The 23,611-nt window shown below is 66.0% G+C and carries 20 protein-coding genes; 11 read left to right on the top strand and 9 right to left on the bottom strand.

Annotated elements, in window-relative coordinates; translation table 11 throughout:
- Positions 1–2: 2 nt before the first annotated feature.
- From HY699_02005 to HY699_01990, 4 genes are all read right to left on the bottom strand, one after another.
- The gene (locus HY699_02005; GenBank protein MBI4514575.1) at positions 3–1,109 is read right to left on the bottom strand and encodes an SLBB domain-containing protein; all 1,107 of its coding nucleotides are present in this window, start codon (positions 1,107–1,109) and stop codon (positions 3–5) included.
- A gap of 473 nt (positions 1,110–1,582) precedes the next feature.
- Entirely contained in the window at positions 1,583–4,300 is a 2,718-nt protein-coding gene (locus HY699_02000; protein MBI4514574.1) for a GAF domain-containing protein, read from the bottom strand.
- 314 nt (positions 4,301–4,614) lie between these two features.
- On the bottom strand, positions 4,615–7,173 hold the full coding sequence (locus HY699_01995; GenBank protein ID MBI4514573.1) for a PAS domain S-box protein: 2,559 nt from the start codon (positions 7,171–7,173) through the stop codon (positions 4,615–4,617).
- Positions 7,174–7,446: 273 nt separating this feature from the next.
- Positions 7,447–8,208 (bottom strand): SDR family NAD(P)-dependent oxidoreductase, encoded by a 762-nt coding sequence (locus tag HY699_01990; protein ID MBI4514572.1) that lies wholly within the window; start codon positions 8,206–8,208, stop codon positions 7,447–7,449.
- Positions 8,209–8,298: 90 nt separating this feature from the next.
- Between HY699_01990 and HY699_01985 the strand changes: the two genes are divergently transcribed.
- The gene (locus HY699_01985) at positions 8,299–8,733 is read left to right on the top strand and encodes an acyltransferase (GenBank protein MBI4514571.1); all 435 of its coding nucleotides are present in this window, start codon (positions 8,299–8,301) and stop codon (positions 8,731–8,733) included.
- Here the strand turns inward: HY699_01985 and HY699_01980 are convergent.
- Positions 8,726–10,534, bottom strand: coding sequence for a M3 family oligoendopeptidase (locus HY699_01980; GenBank protein MBI4514570.1), 1,809 nt, complete (start codon positions 10,532–10,534; stop codon positions 8,726–8,728). The two genes, HY699_01985 and HY699_01980, sit on opposite strands and share 8 nt — an antisense overlap.
- An 84-nt stretch (positions 10,535–10,618) precedes the next feature.
- Between HY699_01980 and larA the strand changes: the two genes are divergently transcribed.
- The gene (gene larA / locus HY699_01975) at positions 10,619–11,947 is read left to right on the top strand and encodes a nickel-dependent lactate racemase (GenBank protein ID MBI4514569.1); all 1,329 of its coding nucleotides are present in this window, start codon (positions 10,619–10,621) and stop codon (positions 11,945–11,947) included.
- Between the two features lie 27 nt (positions 11,948–11,974).
- On the opposite strand, the gene HY699_01970 is transcribed toward larA, so the two are convergent.
- Positions 11,975–13,303, bottom strand: a complete 1,329-nt coding sequence (locus HY699_01970) for an ISKra4 family transposase (protein ID MBI4514568.1) — start codon at positions 13,301–13,303, stop codon at positions 11,975–11,977.
- Entirely contained in the window at positions 13,288–13,710 is a 423-nt protein-coding gene (locus tag HY699_01965) for a hypothetical protein (protein ID MBI4514567.1), read from the bottom strand. The genes HY699_01970 and HY699_01965 overlap by 16 nt, the downstream gene beginning before the upstream one ends.
- Positions 13,711–13,884: 174 nt before the next feature.
- Here HY699_01965 and HY699_01960 point away from each other — a divergent pair, with 174 nt between their 5' ends.
- The 8 genes from HY699_01960 (at position 13,885) to HY699_01925 (ending at position 20,710) form a co-directional block, all read left to right on the top strand.
- Positions 13,885–14,640 (top strand): electron transfer flavoprotein subunit beta/FixA family protein, encoded by a 756-nt coding sequence (locus tag HY699_01960; GenBank protein MBI4514566.1) that lies wholly within the window; start codon positions 13,885–13,887, stop codon positions 14,638–14,640.
- Positions 14,641–14,664: 24 nt separating this feature from the next.
- Positions 14,665–15,633, top strand: a complete 969-nt coding sequence (locus tag HY699_01955; GenBank protein ID MBI4514565.1) for an electron transfer flavoprotein subunit alpha/FixB family protein — start codon at positions 14,665–14,667, stop codon at positions 15,631–15,633.
- Positions 15,634–15,715: 82 nt separating this feature from the next.
- Complete coding sequence (locus HY699_01950; GenBank protein MBI4514564.1) at positions 15,716–16,204, top strand: 6-carboxytetrahydropterin synthase; 489 nt, start codon at positions 15,716–15,718, stop codon at positions 16,202–16,204.
- A gap of 4 nt (positions 16,205–16,208) precedes the next feature.
- The gene (locus HY699_01945; protein ID MBI4514563.1) at positions 16,209–16,487 is read left to right on the top strand and encodes a hypothetical protein; all 279 of its coding nucleotides are present in this window, start codon (positions 16,209–16,211) and stop codon (positions 16,485–16,487) included.
- Complete coding sequence (locus tag HY699_01940; GenBank protein ID MBI4514562.1) at positions 16,480–17,964, top strand: leucyl aminopeptidase; 1,485 nt, start codon at positions 16,480–16,482, stop codon at positions 17,962–17,964. Before HY699_01945 ends, HY699_01940 begins: the two co-directional genes overlap by 8 nt.
- Positions 17,965–18,109: 145 nt before the next feature.
- On the top strand, positions 18,110–19,681 hold the full coding sequence (locus tag HY699_01935; protein MBI4514561.1) for a DUF4070 domain-containing protein: 1,572 nt from the start codon (positions 18,110–18,112) through the stop codon (positions 19,679–19,681).
- A 154-nt stretch (positions 19,682–19,835) separates the two neighbouring features.
- Positions 19,836–20,282, top strand: a complete 447-nt coding sequence (locus tag HY699_01930; protein MBI4514560.1) for an Hsp20/alpha crystallin family protein — start codon at positions 19,836–19,838, stop codon at positions 20,280–20,282.
- 29 nt (positions 20,283–20,311) lie between these two features.
- On the top strand, positions 20,312–20,710 hold the full coding sequence (locus HY699_01925) for an Hsp20/alpha crystallin family protein (GenBank protein MBI4514559.1): 399 nt from the start codon (positions 20,312–20,314) through the stop codon (positions 20,708–20,710).
- Positions 20,711–20,727: 17 nt separating this feature from the next.
- On the opposite strand, the gene HY699_01920 is transcribed toward HY699_01925, so the two are convergent.
- Entirely contained in the window at positions 20,728–22,080 is a 1,353-nt protein-coding gene (locus tag HY699_01920; GenBank protein MBI4514558.1) for an aminopeptidase P N-terminal domain-containing protein, read from the bottom strand.
- Between the two features lie 43 nt (positions 22,081–22,123).
- A complete protein-coding gene (locus tag HY699_01915; GenBank protein ID MBI4514557.1) occupies positions 22,124–22,870 on the bottom strand; it encodes a slipin family protein in 747 nt (248 codons plus the stop codon).
- Positions 22,871–22,960: 90 nt separating this feature from the next.
- Here HY699_01915 and HY699_01910 point away from each other — a divergent pair, with 90 nt between their 5' ends.
- Positions 22,961–23,503 carry a hypothetical protein gene (locus tag HY699_01910; GenBank protein MBI4514556.1) on the top strand — a complete coding sequence of 181 codons (543 nt, stop codon included), beginning with the start codon at positions 22,961–22,963 and terminating at the stop codon, positions 23,501–23,503.
- Positions 23,504–23,611 lie beyond the last annotated feature (108 nt).

Below are 23,611 nucleotides of genomic sequence, written 5' to 3'. Positions count from 1 at the left end.
CTCTAGAACACGCTCGCAACCCCACCGACAGTGAAGTGGACAAGTGCGGTGAAAGTCCGGTAGGCGCCGTGAGCGATCTTGCGCCCGACGGTGGCGGGCACCACTACCCGATCGCTGGGCTCGAGCAGGACGTCGCCCTCTTCCCCCTCGCGTATCCGGTCCACATCAAGTGCCCACTCGGCGCTCGGCCCCGATCCAGTTTGGCGGATCAGCGTGACGCGACGGCGATTGGCCGGATAGGCCAGACCGCCGGCGCTGGTGATCAGCTGAGTCAAGGTCATCCCGCGGCTGAGCGGGTAGGATCCCGGCTTTTCGATTTCGCCTTCGATGAACGCCTGACCGGCTTCGGGAACGATGAAGAGATCACCGCCGCGCACCGGTAGAGTCAGCAACGCCGGATTGGTCCCACCACCGGCACTGTCCAAACGGAACACGACCATGTCGGCAGGCGCGCGCGCAGGCGGAGCAACGGCCGAGGCCGCGTGCAGTGCGTAGTCTTGCACGATCGAGTCATTGGCGGCCGCAGCAACCTGGCCGGGCGACGACGGCCGGCACAGCATGTAGTTGCCGGCGCGGTCGCTGAGCCCGCCGGCCATCGACAGCACGTCCACCAGCGTCTGCTGGCCGCGCGAGAGATGGTACTGGCCCGGGCGCGCCACCGCGCCCAGGATGATCACCCGTTGCCCTTGATACTCCTTGAGAAACACGCTCACCAGCGGTTCGTTAAGCACACGACTTTCACGCAATCCACGCACGAAAGCCGCACGCAGTTGCGCCAGGCTGAGGCCGGCGGCCGGCAACGGATCCATGAACGGCACGCTGATGTCCCCGCGATCGTCGACGCGCACTTCAGACTCGAAATTGCCGCCGCCCGGCCGGAAATTGTAGATCGTAATCACCAGCAGGTCGCCCGGCGCGATCACGTACTCGCTGTCCCGCTCCGTTTGTTGGCGCGCCGCCACCAGCGCGCGCAAGCGCTCCTCGTTGCCGTTGATAGCGCTGCGGTCGCTGGGTGGTGCCGCAACCTTAGTGGCAACCGGTCTCGCAGCACACGCCGCCAGCGTGAGCGCGCTGGCGATGATTACCACGCTCGCTTGGCGCTGACGCATCTTCTTGTCAGTCCGTCTCTCCCACACCGGGAAAGCATTTCTACAGCTCTCACCGCGTGAAATGAGCATGTCTCGGGAAACGCAACGTCAAACATTCTTGCCACCTGAGGTAACCTCTCGTTTCGGTAGGCGGCATGTGATGCAGCGCGTGTGCCATCGTGAGGCGTGCTTCATTCATCTCGCAATCCCCGCCCGTCATGCGCAAAGCCGAGAAAGCGTTCCTAATTCCAATTCGCACTTTTCCTACACGTGCGCCGGACACCCGCTACCGCATTCCCCTTTAGGCGCGCGCCAACGAATCGCCGAATCGCCCGACTCGGGTATGGCATTGTGCATTGGACACCGCGCGCCGCTCGTCTCGAGCAAGCGCACCACTGCAACTTCCAACCGCAGCGCGGGTGGCGGCGAACCATTGGTGCGCGCGTGTGCACGCCCTGCGGCGGCGCCGCTTGGTGACAGGCACCGCCTGCGGCTTAAGAATTCGGCTCGCCGGCGTGCAGCGGCAACCACACGCGAAACGTCGTACCCCGGCCGACGACGCTTGCCACACTCACCGTGCCACCGAGCAACTCCAGCAAGCGGCGCACGATATGCAGCCCGAGCCCGACTCCGCCGTGCTTGCGGGTCATCGAGCTGTCGCCCTGACGAAAGGCATCGAAGATGATCGGCAGGATCTCGGGGGCGATGCCGGCCCCGGTGTCGCCAACCAGGAACTCGACCCCGTTCTGCGCTGCTCGGGCGGTAATCGTGACCCTGCCGCGCTCGGTGAACTTGAGGGCGTTGGCAATCAGGTTCTTGAGCACGGTCTTGAGCTTCATCGCGTCGGTGTGCAGCCGCGGCAGATCTGCACTGACATCCCAGACGCATTCGATGTCAGGTTTCTCGCGCAGCTCACGCGTATCCGCGTCGATCTCGCCGAGTAGCGCCGGCAGGTTCACCTCGCAGCTTTGCAGGACCACCCGCCCAGCTTCGAGGCGGCTCAGATCGAGCGTGGCCCCGATGAGATTGAGCAACTCGCCGGCGTTGCGCTGAACGCGCTGGGCGGCGTCGCGCTGCTCGGCGTTCAGATTGCCCAGGGCACCTTCGAGCAACAGCCCATTGTAGCCGGTGATGATATTGAGCGGCGTGCGCAGCTCGTGGGACATCGTCGCGACAAACTCTGACTTCAGCCGGTTGGCGTGCTCGAGTTCCTCGACCACACGCGCATGCTCCAGCGCCAGTGAGGCCAGCTGCGCAATCCCGCCGGCGATGCGCTCTTGCAGTACCGTGAACGGCGGCGTCTCGCCACGGGCGCAGGCCACGTGCACGCCGATGCGCTCATGGCCGCAGTACAGCGGCGCGTAGAGGGAAGCGGAAATGCCGAATCGGTGCTGCAGCTCCCGTAGCGCCGCATCGGCCGATTGAGCCGTGCTCACCTGTGCGACAGCGTCCGGCGGCAGCTCAGCGAGCATCTGCGCGAGTAAGCTATCCGGGATCTTGAGGACGCGCAGCCCTTCTGCCTGATCCGGCGGAAAGCCATAGCTCGATACCACCTCGTAGACATGCTCCGCCGACTTCCACAGGGCGGTGTAGCTGGCAGCGCAGGCGAACACCTCGGTGGTCAACTGACACAGGCGCCCGAGCAGCGCGGGCGTGTTGAGCGCCGATATCAGCGCGCGCGCCACTTGCACCAACGCCGCCGACACTTCGACTTCCTCTTGCTCGGCGCGGTAGAGATCGGCCGCTTCGATGGCCAGGCCCAATTGCCGAGCGATACCTTCGCAAAGCGCCACCTGGCCGGCGTCGAACGAGCCCTGGCCGGCGGCATTGGCCGCCACCAGCGCACCAATGTAATGGCCGCGCACCCGCAGGGGGACCGCAATCACCGCGCCGAGGTCGAAAGCGGCGCATAGCTGTGTCACCACCGAGGGTGAGTCGCTGGCAACATCGACAACCAGGGTGTGCCCGCTCTCGATCACACCACCCGACGGCTCCTTGGGACCGAACTCCAGTTGGGCGGCGGCTGCCAGCAGCTGCTGCGGGATATTGTGGTCTGCCCGCATACGGACAATGTCGCGGCCGCTATCGAGATAAAAGGTGGCGACATGGTCGCACGGCAACACCTCGGCGGTGCGCCGCTGGATGCGGTCGAGTACGGCCTGCAAGTCGAGCGTGGCGCTGACTTCGCGCGCCACATCGAGCAGCACGGCAGTGCGCCGCTCGGCGCGCCGGCGCTCAAGTGCGTTGACGAACATCTCGGCGACCAGCTTGAGATTGGTCGCCACCTCTTCGGGCCACGCCCATTGCGTCTGCTGCGAATCAAGGCCGAGAAATCCCACCAGCTGCCCCGCAACCATCATCGGTGCCACGATAAAGGATTGGATGCCGAGCGAGTCCAGTAGAGCCTTGGCCGCCGCTGCCTCGTCCGGCAAGTCCGCTACCCGCGCAACGTAGACACCGGCGCCGCGCTTCAACCCCGCCATGATCCAGGGTTGCGCCGCCATGGGCCGCCCCGCGAAATTGTCAATCAGCGATCGCCGGCCCGGTCCGCACCATTCGTGCGTCATGCGCACCTTCGCCCCGTCCACTAGCCGGCAGATGAAGCTGTGGTCGACGCGAACGAATTCGCCGATAACGCGCAACGCATAATCGAGCCCGGCGTCGATCTCACTCGGCTGCAGGTTGATGAAGTGCGTCGAAACGGTGGTCAGTAGCCGCTCGAACTCGACACGGTAGTGCAACGCCTGCTCCACCTGGCGGCGGGCACGCCGCACCTCGGCGTCGCGCAACTCGCGCTCGATCGCCGGCAGCAGCCGCACGATACGGTCTTTCGCCACGTAGTCGTGGGCGCCGGCCTTCATGGCCGCAACCGCGGTCTCCTCGCCGATGGCGCCGGACACGATGATGAACGGCAGGTCGAGGCCGCTATCGTGTAGCACCGCGAGTGCTTCGGGAGCGCTGAACTGAGGCAACGAGTAGTCGGAGATGACAACATCCCAACTGCCCTCGGCCAGCGCCCTGGTCATGTCGCCGGCGGTTTCGACCCTGACGCAGCTCAACTCGTAGCCGGCCCGGCGCAGCGTGCGCAGCAGCAGCGCGGCATCATCGGCGGAGTCTTCGATCAACAAAACCCGCAACGGCAGCGGTTGGCGCAAACGTACCGGCCCGTCCGCCGCCGCCTTGACCGCACCGCTTGCTACTGCACTGCTCATGCTGCTTGCTCGCCTCGTTCCCTTCGCTCTGATCCGTGCTGGATTACTGGCTCGGCACACGGTTAACGGCTGGTCTAGCCGGAGCAACTGTTGCACCAGAGGAATTAGCTTACGCCCACGCTGCCTCCGTTGCGTGCCGCTTCCCGCATTCCAGAGCGTGGGGAGTGCGAATTCTCGCGGCTGACTCGGCGCAGACACCGCGGGGGCCACAGCTCAGTGGCAGGAGCCCGGCGACATCGGGTCGGAAGATCGCCTACAGTGGAATGCTTACGCCCGCGCACCGCCAACCATCTCTCCGAGCGGCGGCCCCCGCATCAGGCGGCGTCGGCAACCTCCGCCGGCGCCGGGGCTGGAGCAGGGGCAACGTCGGCAGGAATGGCAACTCGAAAGGTAGAGCCGCGCCCGAGTTCGCTCTCGACGCCGATGCTGCCGTGGAGCATGTCGAGCAGACGGCGCACGATATACAGGCCCAGACCCACGCCGCCGAAGCGGCGGGTGGCGGAACTGTCGGCTTGGCGAAAGGGCTCGAAGATTATCGGCAGCGCTTCGGCCCCGATGCCGACCCCGGTGTCGCTTACGGCAATCTCGACCCCGCCGTCGCGCGGGCACACACGCACTGTGACGCTGCCGTCATCGGTGAACTTGACGGCGTTGGCGATCACGTTCTTCAGCACAGCTTTGAGTTTCACGGCATCGCTGCGCAACGGCGGTAGCTCGCCCGCCACCTGCCACTGCATGCGGACGCCCGGCTTGGCCCATACCGCCGGAGCATCGGCGCGCAGCTCTGCTAGGAGCGCGTTTAGATCGAGCGGCTGGCACTCCACCGGCAGTCGGCCTGCTTCCAAGCGGCTGAGGTCGAGGGTGGTGCTGATCAGTTCCAGCAGTTCCGATTCGCTCTTGAGCATGCGCCGCAAACTGTCTTCCTGATCGGAGTTGAGCGGCCCAAAGATGCCTTCCAACAGCAGGTCGTTGTAACCGATTATGATATTCAGCGGCGTGCGCAGTTCGTGCGACATGGTGGCGACAAAGTCGGATTTCACGCGGTTGGCGTGTTCGAGCTGCTCGACCAGGCGGGCGTTCTCCAGCGCCAGCGACGCCAGTTGGCCGATGCCGCGGATGATACGCTGCTGCTGCGCGGTGAACGGGCGGGTGCGGCCGTGGTAACAAGCAACCAAAGTCCCGATCAGGTCCACTCCGCGCCGCAGCGCGGCATAGAGCGCCGTGGTGATGCCGTACTCGCGCTGCAAACCGCCGATGACAGAATCAGCTTCCGCTGCGGTGCTGGCTTGCCTAACGTCGTCAGCCTCCAGCCGCGCCAGCAGCTCCGCCACCACCTCCACCGGCACCGTCAGGGCGCGCAGCATCTCGGCGCCCTCGGGGGAGTAGCCGTAGCTGGAGGCACCGGCGAGCACCGCTTCACCCTCTTGGCGTAAGAAGACGTGGCTAGCATCGCAGCCGAGCGCTTCGGCGGTCAGGCGGCACAAGCGTTCGAGCAGTTCCGAGGTATCGACAACGGCAATGAGTTCGCGCCCCACCTGCGCCAGCGCCGTGGCCACCTCGGCCTGATCGCGTTGTCCGCGGTAGAGCTCGGTGGCCCCGAGCGCCACCGCCAGTTGGCGGGCGATACCCTCGCCCAACGCGACTTGGCCGGAATCAAAGGGCCGTCCCGCCGCATTCCTTATGGCCACGAGGTTGCCGAGGTAGCGCCCGTGCAGTTGCAGCGGCACCGCCACCATCGCGGCGATGCAGAAGTGGGTGTAGATCTCCGGTGCCAGCCAGGGCTGGGCCGCCATGTCGTTCATCACCACCGTACGATCCGCCCAGTGCAGGGCGGCGCGGGGGAACTCCAGGGCTTGGGCGTCGCCCACCAACTCGGCGGGAACGCCGTGGTGGGCGATCAGCCGAACCACGCCGGTGACTTCGTCGAGGCAGTAGGTGCAGACGCGATCACACGGCAGGATCTCGGCCGTGCGTTGTTGCACGCGCGCAATCAGCTCCTCGACTTCCAGCGTGCCGCTGATCGCTTCCGCGACCTCCAACAAAGCCGCCGTCTTCTGCTCCGCACGCCGGCGCGCACTGATGTCACGGGCGATCCCCTGCACCGCGATTGGCACGCCGCCTTGGTACATCAGGCGGGCGTTGACTTCGAGGGTGACGCGCCGGCCATCCTTCGTGACAATGTCCAACTCGTACGCCGGCGGCATATCACCTGCGAGCTGTCGCCGCGTGGTGAGAATCGCTCGTTCCACATGCTCGGGGGCAATGAGCTGTGCCATGTTGATGCGCAACACCTCGTCGCGGGTGTAGCCCGTCAACCGTTCTCCGGCGGCGTTCATCGAGGTGAAAATGCCGGCAAGATCGTGGGTATAAACCACATCGTTGGCGTTCTCGACCAAGGTGCGGTAGCGCTCCTCGCTGGCTTGCAGCTCCTGCTGTGCGCGTTGCCGCTCGCGCCGAGCTTCGACGTCGGCTAGCTCACGTGTGACCGCCGGCACCAAACGCCCGAGCCGATCCTTGCTGATGCAGTCGTGGGCGCCGGCTTTCATCGCGGCCACGGCGATCGCCTCGTCGATGGTGCCGGAGACGATCACAAAGGGCAGATCCTGGCCGCTGGCGTGCAGCACCGCCAGCGCGGCGGGTGCGCTGAAGTGCGGCATCTGATGGTCGCTGATGACCAGGTCCCAGGCCTCTTGTGCCAGCGCTCGCTCCATCTCTTCCGCGGTCTCCACACGCGTACACACCGGCTGGTAGCCCCCCTGGCTCAGCTCGTGAACGATCAACTCGGCATCGTCGGCGCAGTCTTCGATCAGCAGCAGGCGCAACGGCCGCAGCGGGCCAGCGCTGGCCGGCGTACGGGCCGCAATGGGCTGCAAGTCCCCGCCGAAAGCATCGGGAGAGAGGAAGCAAGCCGCTGCGTCTTTATGAGCGGCTGAACGCACGTCCTAGTGGCGAGCAACAGCCGCGCCAGCCGCGACCATATTTGCGATGAAAAAAAGCCAAGTTCGTCAAGGCGCCTTGCGCGCTACACGCGCGAAGCGCACGTGCTGGCCGCCGTGATCTTGCCACTTCGGGCGAAAACGTCGTCGCTTTGTCGCCGTATGACTGGCGAAATCGCCTGCGACCAAGCGCAGACGCGGCGCTGCGGCCTACATCCCGAAGCGGCGGCCGTACCAATCCAGTAACGACGGCGCCAGGCCGTGGATCGCGGCGACGAGCCGTACGGTCTCGGGCACGAAGACGCGCGCGCGCCGCTTGCGCACCCCGGCCAGCGTCTTCGCCACCACGGCCGCCGGCGGGATCGGTTTGCCTTGCCGCAGGATCGGTGCCCGGTCGGCGCCTTGCAGCAAGGGCGTGTCGATCAGCAGCGGAAACACGCAGGTGAGCAGCACGCCGTCCCGCGCGAGTTCCGGCCGCACCGCGTCGCAGAAGCCGGCGACGCCGAACTTGGCCGAGGAGTACGCCGCCATGTTCGGCCAGCCGTGCACGGCCGCGGTCGAAGCGATGCACACCGCCGCACCGCGGCTCTGGCGCAACGCCGGCAAGGCGGCGCGCAGGACGTTTGCGGTGCCGAACAAGTCGATACGGATCGTGCGCTCGAACTCGTCCGCCGGTTGCTGCGCCAAGCGCCCAGGCCCGAGGATCGCCGCGCAGTTCACCAACAGGTCGAGGCCGCCGAGTTTGCCGACCAACTCGTGCACCGCCGCCTCGACCTGGTCGGCCGCACTCACATCGGCAACACGAGACTCGGCTGCGAAACCACGGCCGCGCAGCGTCTCGGCCATGGCCGTCAAAGCCGTAGCCGCCACGTCCACAAGTCCGACTGCCGCGCCCTGCCCTGCCAGCGTTTCCGCAAAGCAGCGGCCAATGCCGCTGGCAGCTCCGGTTACGATTGCCGTTCGCCATGTCATGAGTGAGCGCATACTGCGAAGTGCGCCCGCGAGTCAACGGGAGTCGGCGACCGGTTGACCCGCAGCGCAACCGCCGGCTATGCAATCACAATGACGCATCTGTTCCGCCGCATTTTGGACCTGTTGGCCAAGCTCTTGCCCGTCAACGGCTGGCGCATTGCCTGCCAGCGCGCCAAGGGGGTGCGCATCGGTCAACAGGTCTACCTGGCCTCGGATGTGAACATCGATCTTCTTCATCCGGAGCTGATCGAGATCCACGATCACGCCCGCATCGGCATCGGCGTAATCATTCTGGCGCACAACCGCCCCGGCGACCGCCTGCTGCCGCTGCTCGGGGAGCAGCGCGCGCCGGTGGTGATCGGTCGTGACGCCGCGCTCTATGCCGGAGCGATCGTGCTGCCCGGGGTCACTATTGGTGAAGGCGCGGTGGTGGGAGCGGGCGCGGTAGTTGAAACCGACGTGCCGCCCTTCAGCTACGCTTGTGGCGTACCGGCACAAGTGGTGCGCCGGTTCGAGGTCAGCTGAGCGCCGCCGCCAAGGCCGCGGCCTCGTCGACCATCGCCCGGATCGGGCGCAAGCCGAGTTGCCAGAACTCCGGCTGGCTGACGTCGACCCCGATGCGCTCGAGCAGCGTGGCCGGCGCCTCACTGCCGCCGGCGGCAAGGAGGTCGAGGTACTTCGGCACGAAGGCCGCGCCCTCGCGCCGGTAGATCTCGTACAGGGCCAGCACCAGCAACTCACCGAAGCCGTAGGCGTAGCAGTAGAACGGCGAGTGCACGAAGTGCGGGATGTAGCCCCACCACCAGGCGTAGTCGCCGGTTAGGGTTACCGAATCGCCGTACACGGCAGCATTCGACTGCAACCACAGCTCGCCGATACGCGCGGCGGCGAGCTCGCCCTGTTGGCGCCGCGCGGCGTGCAGCGCCTGCTCGAAACGGGTGAGCGCGATCTGGCGGAACACGGTTGCGAAGGTGTCCTCGATCTTGCCGCAGAGCAGAGCGAGCTTGGCTTTGGCATCATGCTGCTGGCGGCGCAGGCGATCGAACACCAACATCTCGCCGAAGACCGAGGCGGTTTCGGCCATGGTGAGCGCGGTATTCATCTGCAAGAAACCGCGCTCGCGCGCCAGATACTGATGCACGCCGTGCCCGAGTTCGTGGGCCACCGTCATGACGTCGCGGGCGCGCCCGGTGTAGTTCACCAGCACGTAAGGATGCGCGCTCGCTACCGTGGCGGCACTGAAGGCGCCGCCGCGTTTGCCGTCGCGCGGCTCGGCATCAATCCAGCGTTCGGCGAAGAATCGCGCCGCCACCTCGCTCATAGCCGGGGAGAAGTCCGCATAGGCCGCCAGTACCAACTCGCGGCACGCCGGCCAGCCCACCGCCGGCGCGTCCGGAAAGACCGGCGCGTAGCGGTCATAATCGTAGAGCACATCCAGTCCGAGCAGGCGGCGCTTGAGCTGGTAGTAATCGTGCACCACGCCGCCACCGGCTTCGGCCGCCGCCATCAGCGCCTCAACGGTGCGGGCATCGATCTCATTGGCGAGGTGGCGCGCCGCCATCGGGTCGTCGTATGAACGCAAGCGGTCGTCAATAGCGTGGTCCTGCACCAGAGTGTTGAAGATGGAAGTGATCACCAGCGCGTTGGCCCGCAGCCCGGCCGTAAGAGCTTGGGCCGCCGCTTGCCGGCTGGTGCGGCACGAGTCGTAAAGCAACGCCAGCAGCGCGCTCTCGTTCAGCGCTTGGCGCTGCCCGTCGAGTTCGACCTCGAAGAGCAACGACGATAGCAACTCGTCGAACAGCCGAGAGAAGGCGCGGCTGCCGGTGTTGGCTTTCTCTTCCAGGATCTTCTCCTCCGGCTCAGTGAGTGTGTGCGGGCGGTAACGACGCAGGCTGGCGAGAAAGTGGCGGTAGTGACGGCAGGCGGCTGACTCGATCACTCGACGGGCCGGCTCGTCGGCCAGGGCAATCCATTCCAGCTCGAAGAAGAGGACGCGGTTGCGGATCTCGCTGCCGCGCGCTTGGGTCAACGCCACCAGCGCGCCGTGCTCCGGCGGGCGCACGTCAGCCGCGTGCAATAACCCGGCATAGATGGCCGGTCGAGCGGTTTGCTCGGCGAGCGATTCCAACGCCACCAGCGCGCCGGCCACCCACTCGGGAGCCGGTCCGTCCGTCACATTGACAGTCCCGCGGTACTTAGCGGCAAACGCCGCCGCGCGCTCAGTGGCCGCATCCAGGTCGGCGTGGAGCGCTGGGTCATCCGGGCCTCGGTACAGATCAGCCAAGTCCCACGCCACCCCTGTGGCACTCACGTCATGCTCAGTCATTGGGTCAACTTTGCCGGGATGAAATGCTGGCGCAAGTGGGTCGGCGCCGGCTTGCCTCCCGCGCCCCCGGTGGTAAAGAGCCAAGTGGCTGTTCTTACGATGGAAGTCCAACTCGACTATGGCCGTGATCGCCTCACCATTGGGTTACCGGACCAGCTCCGCGTGACGGTTTTAGGGCCGGCGAAAGGCCACGCGCTCGCCGATCCGCTCGCGATCGTCGAGCAGGCACTAGCGAGCCCGCTGGGGGCACGGCCGCTGGCGGAGCTGGCCAGCGGCCGGCACGACGCGGTCGTGGTCATTTCGGACAAGACCCGTCCGGTGCCCAATGGGCTGATCCTGCCGCCGATTCTGCGCACGCTCGAAGCCGCCGGGATTGCACCCAATCGGATCGAGATTCTCGTGGCCACCGGCCTCCACCGTCCCAACACGCGCGAGGAGCTGGTCGCGATGACCAGCGCGGAGATGGTCGAGCGCTATCGCTTCCGCAATCACGTGGCGCGCAACACCGAGGAGCACATTCACCTCGGGCGCACCACGCGAGGCACCGAGATCTGGCTCGATCGCGGCTATGTCGCGGCGGGTCTGAAGGTCGTCACCGGTCTCATCGAGCCGCACCTGATGGCCGGCTATTCGGGCGGGCGCAAAGGCGTGGCGCCGGGGCTGGCGGGAATCGACACCATGCGCAGCGCCCACGGCGCCCAGATGCTCGAAGGCCACGTCGGTCCGGGCATCATCGCGGGCAATCCGTTCCACGCCGATCTACTGGAGATCGCGCACCGCGTCGGGATCGACTTCCTGTTCAACGTCACCCTCGATCGCGAGCGCCAACTCACCGGCGTCTTTGCCGGTGATCTCGAACGAGCCCACGACGCGGGCGTGCGCTTCATCGAGCACGAGGTCTGTGCCGAACTCGATCGCCCCGCCGACATCGTTATCGCCTCGGCCGGCGGCTTTCCGCTTGATGATACCTACTATCAGTCGATCAAGGGCATGGTGGCGGCACTGAACATCGTGCGCCGCGGCGGCTCCATCATCCTTGCCGCCGCCATTACTGAAGGAATCGGCAGTGCCGACTTCCGGCACCTGCTGCGCCAGGCCGGCAGCCCGGAGCAGTTCATGGCCCGCATCACCGCCCGCGGTTACTTCAGCATCGACCAGTGGATGGTGCAGCACTTGTGTCAGGTGCTGCGCAAGGCGCAGGTAACGCTCGTCAGCGACGGGATCGGCGCAGACGTTGCGCGCGGCCTACTGGTCGATTACGCCCCGAGCGTGGAAGAAGCCCTGCAACGCAGCCTGGTGCGCCACGGTTCGGGGGCGCACGTGGCCGTGCTACCACAAGGACCGTACGTTTTGGCCACCGTGCGCGGCCGCAAGCTATCGCTCGGCCGCGCCTGGCTGGACGATGCCGCGTGACATCGCAGGCTAGCAACCGGGCGCACGTCAATTTTGTGAGATGACCGCAGTGCACCCGTTCGCGCCCGCCGCGGAGCGTCGCTCCCAGAAATCCTCGAAGCGACCAGAGAGCACGCAGCAACGCAGCGCGATGATCGCGTCGGCGCCAGCGATAGTCCAGCGCATCCCAGCACGCTTGAGCCGGGTGCCTACCACCGTCTTGCAGCCGGCTTCGACGACGCCGGTCGAAGTGCACAGGCCTTGGGCGCGGAACTCGGGGTAGCGCATCCGCTGGCGGTTGTTGGTGAGGTAGCCTACACACTTGCGGGCCTCGTCGTTGGCAGCCGCATGGACCCGCAACTCAGCAAGTACGGCGTCGATCTTGCCCTCTTCCAGTTCGTCGCGCCGCTCTTTGCCCCATTGCACCCCGAGTTCACTGGCGGCGCCGTAGATGGCCTTGGCCGCGTCCCACAAGTGGCCCTTGGCGTGGAAGAGGTCGACGATCTGCACGGCACCGGGGAACTGTTCGTCGGCGAGGTTCCAGATCCAGGGCGCCCCGTCGCCCAAGACGACACGGCGTTGGGCCTGCTCGAAGCCGCTGCGGCGCGCCTCGCGCTCGACACGCTGGGCGAAGTCGGACAGGCTGTCGTCGGTATCGCGGCTGGCGGCACTCTCGATGGCGGCCGAATAGCTGACCGATCCTGGGTCGCGCACGGGCACGCCCTCCTTGTCATAGCGCTGTGCGGTCCAGGTCGTGACGAGCTTGACCTCGCGCGTCTTGGCCGAGCCGTCGCTCTGCTTGCCCTTGCGTCCTTCGAGCTCCGAGGTCCGTACTGGAACTCCCGTACCGTCCATTCCCAGATACATCGTCGGCGCTGTGGGCATCGAGGGTTCGATCACGGAGCGTTCGTCGCAAGCGATCTCGCGTCCGAGCGCCTCGGCGGTGCGCTCGACCTGCTTGGCATCGACGCTGACGCCCGCCAACTCGTGCATCAACTCACTGGACTCACCGAAGCTGACCATCGATGCGGACTTGCCCACCATGCGGGTCGTCGCCGGGGAAAGCGAGCTGTCTTGCAGTCCCAGCGCCCGGTCGCGCGGACAGAAGCCGGCCGCACACGGCTCGCAGTAGTAGTAGGCGCGTGAGAGCGTCAGCTCGCCCAGCGCGGTGGTGAACGTCTTGTTGTGACGCCCGGCGTAGCGCGCCGGCTGGCCGCATGCGCACGGCAACGCCGGCCCGGCATGATCCGAGGTGTCGGAGTTGAACCGTCGCTCGATGACCCGGGCGGCCACGCGCAGGGCTTGGCGGCGCGCGGCGGTCTCGATGGCCTCGAAGTCGAGGCCGTCAACTGCCCCCGGACCTACCAGCGTCTCGATTTCGGCGGCGACTTCGCTCGCGAATGCCTCTTTGAGCCCCCCTTTTTGGCCGCCTCGTCCGAGGCGGCCTCCTGGAGGATCTCGGCGAGCTGAGCATCAGCCCAATGCTGGCTGGCCTGGCGATAGGCCGCCACGTCCCGACGAAACTCGCGATCGGCTTCAATTTGCTGGCGCACCACGGGCAGTTGCTCGGCCCTGACCAGCCGCGACCGCGTCTTCCCCGCCTCCGCCCAGGTGACGCTGAAATAGGGACCGTGGCGCGCGTGTTCATCGCTGCCGCACGCGCACGCCTCCTTGGTACATTTCATCCAACGTTCCGACACCGACGCTCGCCGCATCGCCCGCGGGCGCCCGAGTTGGGCGGCAAGGTGCCTGAGTTCCTCGGGAACCTTGGAGTCCTCTGCCATCCTTCACCTCCGCTCTTTCGGCAACATATGCCGAAAGACTGCCAAAGGCAAATCAGCCTCAGACACGGATCTCACGTTCCTGTCGTGCGCCCCTAGCAACCCAGCTACCTTGACCCAACCAGAGCCCGGATGGTACAAAGCCGCGGCTTTTGAATTCCCTCCGAGGAGGTCCCCGTGAAAATAATCGTTGCCGCCAAGCGGGTCCCGGACCCGAATGCCACGATCAAGGTCAAGCCGGACGGTACCGGCATCGTCACCGACAATCTCAAGTACGTCGTCAACCCGTTCGACGAAATCGCCATCGAAGAGGCCCTCCGCATCAAGGAGAAAGTCAGCGGCACCGAGGTGGTGTTGGCTGGTATCGGCGGCAAGGCCTGCCAGGAGCAACTGCGCACCGGGCTGGCGATGGGTGCCGACCGGGCCATTCTGGTGATCGCCGAGCAGGAGTTGGACTCTGTCGGCGTCGCGCGCATCCTCGAAAAGCTGGTCCGCAGCGAGAATCCCGACCTGGTCTTGCTGGGCAAGCAGGCCATCGACGACGACGCCAACCAGGCGGGCCAGATGCTGGCGGAGTTGCTCGGTTGGCCGCAGGGTACCTTCGCCTCGAAGGTCGAGTTCAGCGCCGACCAGAAGTCCGTCACCGTCACGCGCGAGGTGGACGGCGGCCTCGAAGATGTCGCTTTCGGCCTGCCCGGCATCATCACGGCGGACCTGCGGCTGAACGAGCCGCGTTACGCTTCATTGCCCGGCATCATGAAGGCGCGCAAGAAGGAGCTCAAAGAGATCCCGGTGGCGGATCTCGGCGTCGATGTCGCACCGAAGCTCAAGCTGCTTTCGCTCGCTCCGCCGCCCAAGCGCCAGGCTGGCAAAGTGGTAGGTTCCGTGCCCGAGCTGGTCCAGCTGCTCCATACCGAAGCCAAAGTCATCTAGCGTAGCAACAAGGAGCCTCGTCCCATGAGCAACGTTCTGGTGTTCGCCGAGCACGCGCACGGCAAGTTTCCCAAGACCACGCTGGTCGCACTCAGCGCCGGCAAGCAAGCCGCGGCCAAATTCGGCGGTGAGTGTTACGCTGTCTTGCTCGGCCACGGGCTTGATGCCCTGGCCGCCACTCTGGCCGAGTACGGCGTCAAGAAGGTGTTGGTGATCGATAGCCCGGCCCTCGAACATTACGTCGCCGACGCTTATGCGGCCACGCTGACGCAAATCGCCAAGGACAAGGGCGCCGACATCGTCCTGGCCACGGCGACGGCCGTGGGCAAGGACTTGCTGCCCCGCGTCGCCATCCGTCTCGACGCCGGTATGGCCAGCGACGTGATCGGCATCAACGACGACGGGACGGTGCTGCGCCCGGTGTACGCCGGTAACGCCACTGCTACGGTGAAGTTCGAGTCGCAGAAGAAGGTCATCAGCGTGCGCGCCACGGCCTTCGACGCGGCGCAAAAGGGCGGCAGCGCCGAGATCGAAAAGCTCGCGGCGGCACCCGCTGCGGCGGGTTCGAAGATCAAGTTCGTCGGCTTCAACGAAAGCAAGTCCGACCGGCCGGTGCTGACCGAGGCGCGCATCGTCGTGGCCGGCGGCCGCGGTCTCAAGAGTGCCGAGGGCTTTACCACCATTTTGGAGCCACTGGCCGACAGCCTGGGCGCTGCGATGGGCGCCAGCCGCGCAGCGGTGGACGCCGGCTTCGTACCCAACGATCTCCAAGTCGGTCAGACCGGCAAAGTGGTTGCCCCCGAGCTCTACATCGCCGTCGGCATCTCCGGCGCGATTCAGCACCTCGCCGGCATGAAGGATTCCAAAGTCATCGTGGCGATCAACAAGGACGCGGAAGCGCCGATCTTCCAGGTCGCCGATTACGGCTTGGTTGCCGATCTCTTCAAGGCCGTCCCCGAGATCAAGGAAGAAATCGAGAAGCTCAAACACTGAAGAGGGTTGTGGCCGCGACGCCGGCGGCATCCGATGACGCCGCCGCTTGCAGGTGCACAACGGCGTGATAGCGTGACCGGCAATGGCCCGTGAGTCCTTCAAGGTTCACGTCACCAAGGACTACCTCAAGTTCTCGGCCGCCCATTTCATCGCCTATCCCGGGTTTCGCGAGAAGTTGCACGGACACAACTACCGAGTTTCGGTCGAGGTCCAGGGACGGCTCGGCGCCAACGGCTACGTCATTGATTTCGCGGTGGTCAAGAACATCGCGCGCCGCCTGTGCGAGCGGCTCAATGAGCGCACGTTGGTACCGCTCCAGAGCGACTGCCTGACGATCAGCGAGGACGGGCCGCACGTGGTCGTGGGCTACGAGCGGGACGAGTTTCGGATCCCCCGCACCGATGTGGTGCTGCTGCCGATTGTCCACACCTCGGCCGAAGAGCTGGCGCGCTACCTCGCCGGCGAGCTGCGCCGGGAGTTGCAGGCCGAGGGTATCGCAGGCCTCGAGGCGATCGAGATCGGCGTCGAAGAGACCACCGGACAAACGGCCTCTTACCGGGAAGAAGGCTGAGCCCTTGCGAGCTGCGGGCGGAGTCTGTTACGCCGCGCTAAGCGTGGTGCTGCTAGCGGCTTGCGCCCGGCTGCCGGACGCCGATTCCCCCGGCGCCAAGCTCTACGCTGCCCGCTGCAGCAATGACTGCCACCGGGTATATGCGCCGACACTGCTGAAGTACGAGATGTGGAAATACCAGGTAGTCCGTATGCAAGACGTCTTGGCGCGCGCCGGCGTTGCGCCGCTGACCGATGAAGAAATGGCAATCATTCTCGACTACCTGAGGCGGCATAGTGGCTGACACGCACACCTCACCCCAGCTCACACTCGCCACCAACCGGCCAGCCGATAGCAAGGCCGAGCTGCTGGTGATCGCTACGTCGGTGAGCGGAGTGCAGGGCGATCTTGCTTCGCTCGGTCAGGCCCTGACTGGCCACCTGAGCGCGACCACGAAACGCGCCGACTTCAAAGGCGCCGAAGACACCACCCTGCTCTTCCAAACCCACGGCGCGATCGCGCCGCACACCATCGTCCTTGCCGGCTGCGCCCCCACCGCGTCCCCGCGCACCTGGCATCAGCTGGCCGACGTGGTAGTCCGCCACGCCCGCGAGCTGAAGGCGAACGGCGCAGCGGTGGCGTTCGGCAAGGGCCTCGAATCGACCGAAGCCGTGTTCCACGTCGCCGAGGGCCTAGCGCTGAGCGCGTACGGCTTCGAGCGTTTCAAGTCACGGCCTTGCCCGGCCAGCCATCCCGCGCGTGTTGACATCCACGTCGCACGCGCCGGCGCCGGCCGGCGCACGGCACTCGAGCGCGGCCAGCTGTTCGCCGCCGCCGCCTGCTACGCGCGCGACTTGGTCATGACTCCGGCCGCGGCGCTGACACCGGCTGCGCTGGCTGGGGCGGCGCGCCGCTTGGCGCAGCGCCAGCACCTGCAAGCGCGCATCCTCGGTCCGGGCCCGCTGGCCCGCCTGCGCATGGGGGCGATACTGGGGGTGGCACAGGGCAGTGCGCAGCCGCCCCGGCTGATCGAGTTGGTCTACCGCCCACGCACACGGGCCAAGCTCCGCCTGGCTATTGCCGGCAAAGGCATCACCTTCGATAGCGGCGGCCTGTCGCTCAAGAACCCTGAAGCGATGCAACCGCAGAAGCGCGATATGGCCGGCGGCGCCGCCGTGCTTGGGGCAATGAGTGTAATCGCCCAGCTGGCCCCGCCGGTTGAGGTTCGCGCTTACATCGCCGCGGCCGAAAACATGCCCGGGGGGCGCGCGCTCAAGCCTGGCGACGTGGTCCGAGCCTACAACGGCAAGACGATCGAGGTTCTCAACACCGACGCCGAGGGCCGGCTGGTCCTCGCCGACGCTTTGTCTTATGCGGCGCGGGGCAAGCCGGATGTAATCATTGACCTGGCCACCCTGACCGCCGCGGTCGGCGCCGCCCTCGGCCGGCGCTACGCCGGCATCATGGGCAGCGACCCGCAGCTGGTTGCGGCTCTGATTGCTGCCGGCCAGCGCGCGGGGGAGAACCTGTGGCAGCTCCCGCTAGTGGAGGACTACCGCCCCGATCTCAACAGCCGCATTGCCGACCTCAAGAACACCGGCGAGGGTTACGCCGGCACCATCATCGGCGGCCTGTTCCTGCGCGAGTTCGTCGGCGAGCGGCCGTGGGCACACATCGACTTCTCCAGCACCGTCGTCACCGACAAGCCCTTCCCGGCCCATCCAGTCGGCGCCACCGGCTTCGGCGCGCGCACCCTTCTGCAATACATCACCGCCCTGTAACCGATGTGTCACGGCGGCGAATTGCTACTGGCCGAGCGCCGCTGCGTGCAGTACAAGCGGTAGTGCAGCAGAGCAAAGTGCGCCCGTGGCTAGCGCCCGCGGCCGCGCACCCTCGGCGCGAGCGAGCAGGAAGGGAAGGTGCCGTGTGAAGATATATCTGATTGCCCCGAAGAACCCCGAGTCCTTCTGGACTTTCGATCGCATCTTGCCCAGCCTCAACAAGAAGTGCCTGTTTCCCAATCTGTCGCTGCCGACCGTGGCCGGCATCACCCCGCCGGGGCACGAGCTGGTGCTGTGCGACGAAAACGTCGAACCGATCGACTTCGACACCGACGCCGACATCGTCGGCATCACCGGCTACGTCGTCCACAAGCAGCGCATGTTCGAGATCATCGACGGCTTCAAGCGGCGGGGCAAGTTCGTGGTCGCGGGCGGGCCGTTCGCCTCCTTGTGTCCGGAGGAGCTGCGCGAGCGCGTCGACGTCGTTTTCGTCGATGAGGCCGAGTACACCTGGCCGCAGTTTCTGCGCGACTACGCCGCCGGCAGTTGGCATTCGGAGTATCGCCAGGAGGAGAAGCCGAGCATGCACGACTCTCCCCTGCCCCGCTTCGACCTGTTGCGCACCGAGCACTACCGCACCATGACCATCCAGTTCGCCCGCGGCTGCCCCTATAACTGCGAGTTCTGCGACATCATCGTGATGTACGGCCGCAAGCCGCGCACCAAAGGGGTGGCGCAAGTGATGGCGGAGGTGCAGGCCATCCATGATCTCGGCATCAACAACATCTTCGTCGTCGACGATAATTTCATCGGCAACAAGAAGGACGCCAAGGCCCTGCTCAAGGCCATCGCCGAGTGGCAGGCTGCGCATGGCTATCCGATCGACTTCATGACCGAGGTGACGCTCAACGTCGCCCAAGACGATGAGCTGTTGCAGCTGATGCGCGCTGCCAATTTCACCGCCATTTTCGTCGGCATCGAGACCCCGCGCGCCGCCAGCCTGCAAGAGACCCACAAGACGCAAAACCTGCGCGAAGATCTACTGAGCGCCGTGCACCGCATCCAGCGCGCCGGCATCGAGGTCATGGCCGGCATGATCGTCGGCTTCGACCACGACGACGCCGGCATCTTCGACGAGCAGTTCCGCTTCATTCAGGAAGCCCGCATCCCGATCTCGATGACCGGCATGCTCAACGCCCTGCCCAAGACGCCGCTTTACAACCGCCTAAAAGCAGCCAAGCGCCTGCTGGCAGAATCGGTCGGCGATCAGTTCGTGTTCACCAACGTGTTACCGCACGGCATGTCGCGGCTCGAGCTCTATGAAGGCTACCGCCGGCTGCTGCACCGCTTGTACGACTACCGCAACTTCCGCGCCCGCACGATGGCCTTGGCGCTCAACCGCGGCGCGGAGATCCGCTCGCGCATGATCTCGAATTCGCGCGAGCTGCGCATCTTCTTCCGCGTGCTGTGGACGTGCATTCTGGCGGCCTCGCCGCGGCGCGCGTGGATGACGCTGTCGCTGATGATCGAGACCGCCTGGCGTTGCCCCAGCCAACTGCGCTGCGTGGTGACCCAAGCGCTGATTCACAAGCACCTTTACGACTACGTGCGCGACATCTCGGTGCAGCTCGATCGCCTGATCGCCGAGCTGCGCACCCGCCCCGACGCCGCCGGCATGCTGCCGGCCGGCGCCGGGGGCCAAGCCGGCGCCGCCTAATCCGCACCGGCCGCCCCACTGCACTTGCCGGCTTCGACGCTGCCCTTGACAGCGAGCACGCCGGCCTTAGATTCGCACCCGAACGCCGCGCCCGAGCGGGCCGTCGACACCCGCAAGACGCAGCACCAATTGCACAACCTTTGAGGAGGCAATCATGGCTTTCCTGCGCTTCGGGCCGGAATTCGATCCGGTCAGCAGCTTGTTGAACCTACAACGTGAACTCGACCGCGTGTTCGAGAATCCGCTCGGTGTCGACTTCGGACTCTCGGGGCGAGGGGTGTTTCCGCCGGTCAACGTCTTCAGCGACAACGACGGCTACGTCATCCGCATGGAGGTGCCGGGGGTGGCACCTGACCAAATCACGATCGAGGCCCATGGCCGCACACTCAGTGTCAGCGGCCGGCGCGCACTGAACACCCCCGGCAACGGCAGCTTCCACCGCCGCGAACGTAGCGAGGGCAACTTCTCTCGTTCGCTACAACTGCCGTCCGATCTTGATCCGGGCAAGGCCGAAGCGCTTTGCAAGTACGGCCTGCTCACCATTCGCATCCCCAAGCGGGAAGCCGCCAAGCCGCGCCAAATCACCGTGCAAACGGCCTGAACGCAATCGCTGACGTCGGAGGACCGGCCATGACAGAACAAGAACTGAGCGTCCGCACCAAGAAGGAACTCGCCAAGGAAGAACACACCCGCGCTGGCCGCACGTTCATGCCGGACGTGGATATCTACGAGACTCCCGACAAGCTCTGGCTCTGGGCCGATATGCCGGGGGTGGATGAGAAGAGCGTCGACGTGAGCTTGGCCGACGGCGTCCTGGCTATCTCCGGCCAAGTGGCGCTGCAGGAATATGACAACCTGAACCCGGTTTATACCGAGTATCGCGTCGGCAACTACCAGCGGCGCTTCACGTTGTCCGATCGCATTGACAGTACTCGCATCACCGCCCGCATCACCAACGGTGTACTCGAGTTGGAGTTACCCAAGGCCGAGGCCGCGAAGCCGCGCAAAATCGCCGTCGCCGCCCAGTAGCGGCAGCGGGTTTGCGCTCACACTTGGCCGCCGGGCGTGGCCCGGGCCCGGCGGCTCCAGCGGCGCACCGCTGCCAGCTCGGCGAGGCTCTTGGGTACGGCGGCGGAGAGCACCTCGTGCCCGGCCGCCGTTACCAACACATCGTCCTCGATCCGCACACCGATGCCGGACCATTTGGCCGCCACACTCTGAGCCTGGTTGCCGGCGTAGATGCCGGGCTCAACCGTCAGCACCATGCCCGGCTCCAGCAAGCGCGACTCGCCGGCGATCTTGTACAGGCCGGCATCGTGCACATCCAAACCGAGCCAGTGACTGGTACGGTGCAGGTACAGCTGCTTGTACTCTTCCTTCTCGATAATTTCGGCGGGGTTGCCGGCGAGAACGCCGAGCGTCACCAAGCCTTCCACCAACAGCTTGACGGTGTGCTGATGGATTTCGTCCACCCGCACGCCGGGCCGGATCATCTCGATTGCCGCCAGCTGCGCGTGCAGCACCAGTTCGTAGAGGTCACGTTGCGGCCCGCTGAAGTCGGGGCCGACCGGGTAGGTGCGCGTGATATCAGAGCAGTAGCCCTCGAACTCGGCGCCGGCATCAATCAGGACGAGATCGCCGTCCTGCATCACCCGATCATTGGCGGTGTAGTGCAGCACCGTGGCATTGCTCCCCGAGGCCACGATCGAGGGGTAGGCGGGTCCCCAGGCGCCCTGTTTGCGAAAGGTGTAGTCCAGCAGCGCTTCGATCTCGTACTCGCACACGCCGGGCCGCACGGCGCGCATGGCCGTCAGATGCGCCGCGGCGGCAATGGCAGCGGCGCGCCGCATCGCCGCCAGCTCCTGCTCGTCCTTGAACAGGCGCAGCTCGTGCACGACGGTGCTCGGATCACAGAGCGCCACCGGCCCCTGACCGCTGCGCGGGCGCTGCCGGCGCCACTGCCGCAGCCAACCCAAGATACGGGCGGTCAACTCCGGGGGCTGCGTCAGGCAGCAATACAAGCGCTCGCGGGCGCCGACGTAGGCGAGAATCTTCTCATCCAACTCGTCTAGGGTGTAGGCCACGTTGGCGCCATAGCGCGCTACTGCACCCTCGACCCCCATGCGTGCCCCGGCCCAGCTCTCGCGCTCCGGATCACGCGGCTGAACGAAGAGCACGAACTCCTCGCCCTCCGGCTGCGCGGGCAGCAGCAGGCAGACGGCGTCGGGTTCGAGCACACCCGTGAGATAGTAGAAGTCGCTGTCTTGGCGATGGCGATACTCGGTATCGTGCGAGCGCAGCACCACCGGGGCGGCGACGAATAGGGCAGCCGACTCGGGACCGATGCGGTCCATAACCGCACGGCGCCGCTGCGCGTGCGTTTGCTGATCGATCGGCATGGCTGAGGGCGATTCCAGCTCGGGGCAACAACGGCCGCGGTTGTCAGCGGCGAGCCATAAGCGCCCGGATCACGTCGATCGGGATGGGCACCACCACCGTGTGATTGCGCTCGGTGCCCACCTGCGCCAGGGCCTGCAGCAAGCGCAGCTGGATTGCCACCGGCTCGGCCTGCATCACGTCGGCGGCCTCCGCCAGGCGCGCAGCCGCCTGGTACTCGCCTTCGGCGTTGATTACTTTGGAGCGCCGCAGCCGTTCCGCCTCGGCCTGGCGCGCCATCGCCCGCTGCATCTCGAGCGGCAGGTCGATGTGCTTCACCTCCACCGACACCACTTTGACCCCCCACGGCTCAGTGTGCATGTCGATGATCTCTTGCAGGCGGGCGTTGAACTTCTCGCGCTCAGCCAGCAGCTCGTCGAGGTGCGCCTGTCCGCAGACGCTGCGCAACGTGGTCTGCGCGATTTGCGAGGTCGCATACATGAAGTTCTGGACCTCGACCACCGCACGCCCGGCATCAACAACGCGGAAGTACAGCACGGCGCTGACCTTCACCGACACGTTATCGCGCGTGATCACGTCCTGGGAGGGCACATCCAGCGTGATCGTGCGTAAGTCGAGGCGCTGCAACTGCTCGATCAGCGGGATGACGTAGATGATGCCGGGTCCGCGCACCGGCACCAGGCGGCCGAGCCGGAACACCACCCCGCGTTCGTACTCGCTCAGCACTTTGACCCCTGCCGCCAGCGCAACAACAACCAGCAGCAGCACTGTCGCCAGTGGTCCAATGATCATGCGCGCACCCTACCAGAGGGAGTTACTCGGCTGCAATCAGGCGAGCACCCACCCCTGCGAGCCAGCGGCGCGTGTGCTAGGGTGATTGGCGTGGCGATCTCCGGCCGTATTCCCTGGCGCCGGGCGGCGCATCCGGCGGCGTTCTCGAGCTCGCTGGTAGTGGTCCTGCTGCTGGCCTACCTCGCGCTCTCGCGTGCGCTCGATCCGAGCCACCCCGGGTCCGGGCAGATAGCGCTGGAGCCGGCCGCACCGCCGGCAGTCGAGTTCGATCGCTTCAGTGCCCGGCAGGAGCGCGGCGCCAATGGCGAGCGCCTCAACGTCTCCCTGCGGCTGCGCAGCACGCTGCCGGGGTCCGGCGTCGGCTTTGTCTTCGTAGTCGCCCGCAATGATCACGTCACCCCGCGCGTGTGGGCGATCTGGCCGCCGCAAGCATACGGCCAAGCCATCACCGCCGGCGGCCATTTTCACGGCTCCGCCCCGACCAGCGGCGAAGCTATCGAGCTGAGCGAGCGCTGGGAGCGCCTCAACGCGGTCATCCCCCACGATCCCGGCCAGTCGCCGTTCGATACCGTCATCCTCTACGTGGTTAGCCCGCAGGGAGCGGTCTTGCTAAGCCGCCCCTTCGGGATCTAGCCTAGCGCGGGCTGAAGCCCGCAACCCAAAGCTCGACAGGGGTATTCCGTCATGCCCGCAATCTTTAGAGCCTGCCCCCGCGAAGGCGTGGGGCGGGCATCCAGGGCC

It is taken from the genome of Deltaproteobacteria bacterium (assembly GCA_016210005.1).
Lineage (GTDB): Bacteria > Desulfobacterota > Binatia > HRBIN30 > JACQVA1 > JACQVA1.
This window is presented reverse-complemented; position numbering and strand designations above follow the sequence as displayed.

What these genes read in the sequence shown, in the direction of transcription:
- HY699_02005 (MBI4514575.1), bottom strand. Translation starts at nt 1,109, where the DNA reads ATGCGTCAGCGCCAAGCGAGCGTGGTAATCATCGCCAGCGCGCTCACG.
- HY699_02000 (MBI4514574.1), bottom strand. Translation starts at nt 4,300, where the DNA reads ATGAGCAGTGCAGTAGCAAGCGGTGCGGTCAAGGCGGCGGCGGACGGG.
- HY699_01990 (MBI4514572.1), bottom strand. Translation starts at nt 8,208, where the DNA reads ATGACATGGCGAACGGCAATCGTAACCGGAGCTGCCAGCGGCATTGGC.
- HY699_01985 (MBI4514571.1), top strand. Translation starts at nt 8,299, where the DNA reads ATGACGCATCTGTTCCGCCGCATTTTGGACCTGTTGGCCAAGCTCTTG.
- HY699_01980 (MBI4514570.1), bottom strand. Translation starts at nt 10,534, where the DNA reads ATGACTGAGCATGACGTGAGTGCCACAGGGGTGGCGTGGGACTTGGCT.
- HY699_01965 (MBI4514567.1), bottom strand. Translation starts at nt 13,710, where the DNA reads ATGGCAGAGGACTCCAAGGTTCCCGAGGAACTCAGGCACCTTGCCGCC.
- HY699_01955 (MBI4514565.1), top strand. Translation starts at nt 14,665, where the DNA reads ATGAGCAACGTTCTGGTGTTCGCCGAGCACGCGCACGGCAAGTTTCCC.
- HY699_01950 (MBI4514564.1), top strand. Translation starts at nt 15,716, where the DNA reads ATGGCCCGTGAGTCCTTCAAGGTTCACGTCACCAAGGACTACCTCAAG.
- HY699_01930 (MBI4514560.1), top strand. Translation starts at nt 19,836, where the DNA reads ATGGCTTTCCTGCGCTTCGGGCCGGAATTCGATCCGGTCAGCAGCTTG.
- HY699_01925 (MBI4514559.1), top strand. Translation starts at nt 20,312, where the DNA reads ATGACAGAACAAGAACTGAGCGTCCGCACCAAGAAGGAACTCGCCAAG.
- HY699_01920 (MBI4514558.1), bottom strand. Translation starts at nt 22,080, where the DNA reads ATGCCGATCGATCAGCAAACGCACGCGCAGCGGCGCCGTGCGGTTATG.
- HY699_01915 (MBI4514557.1), bottom strand. Translation starts at nt 22,870, where the DNA reads ATGATCATTGGACCACTGGCGACAGTGCTGCTGCTGGTTGTTGTTGCG.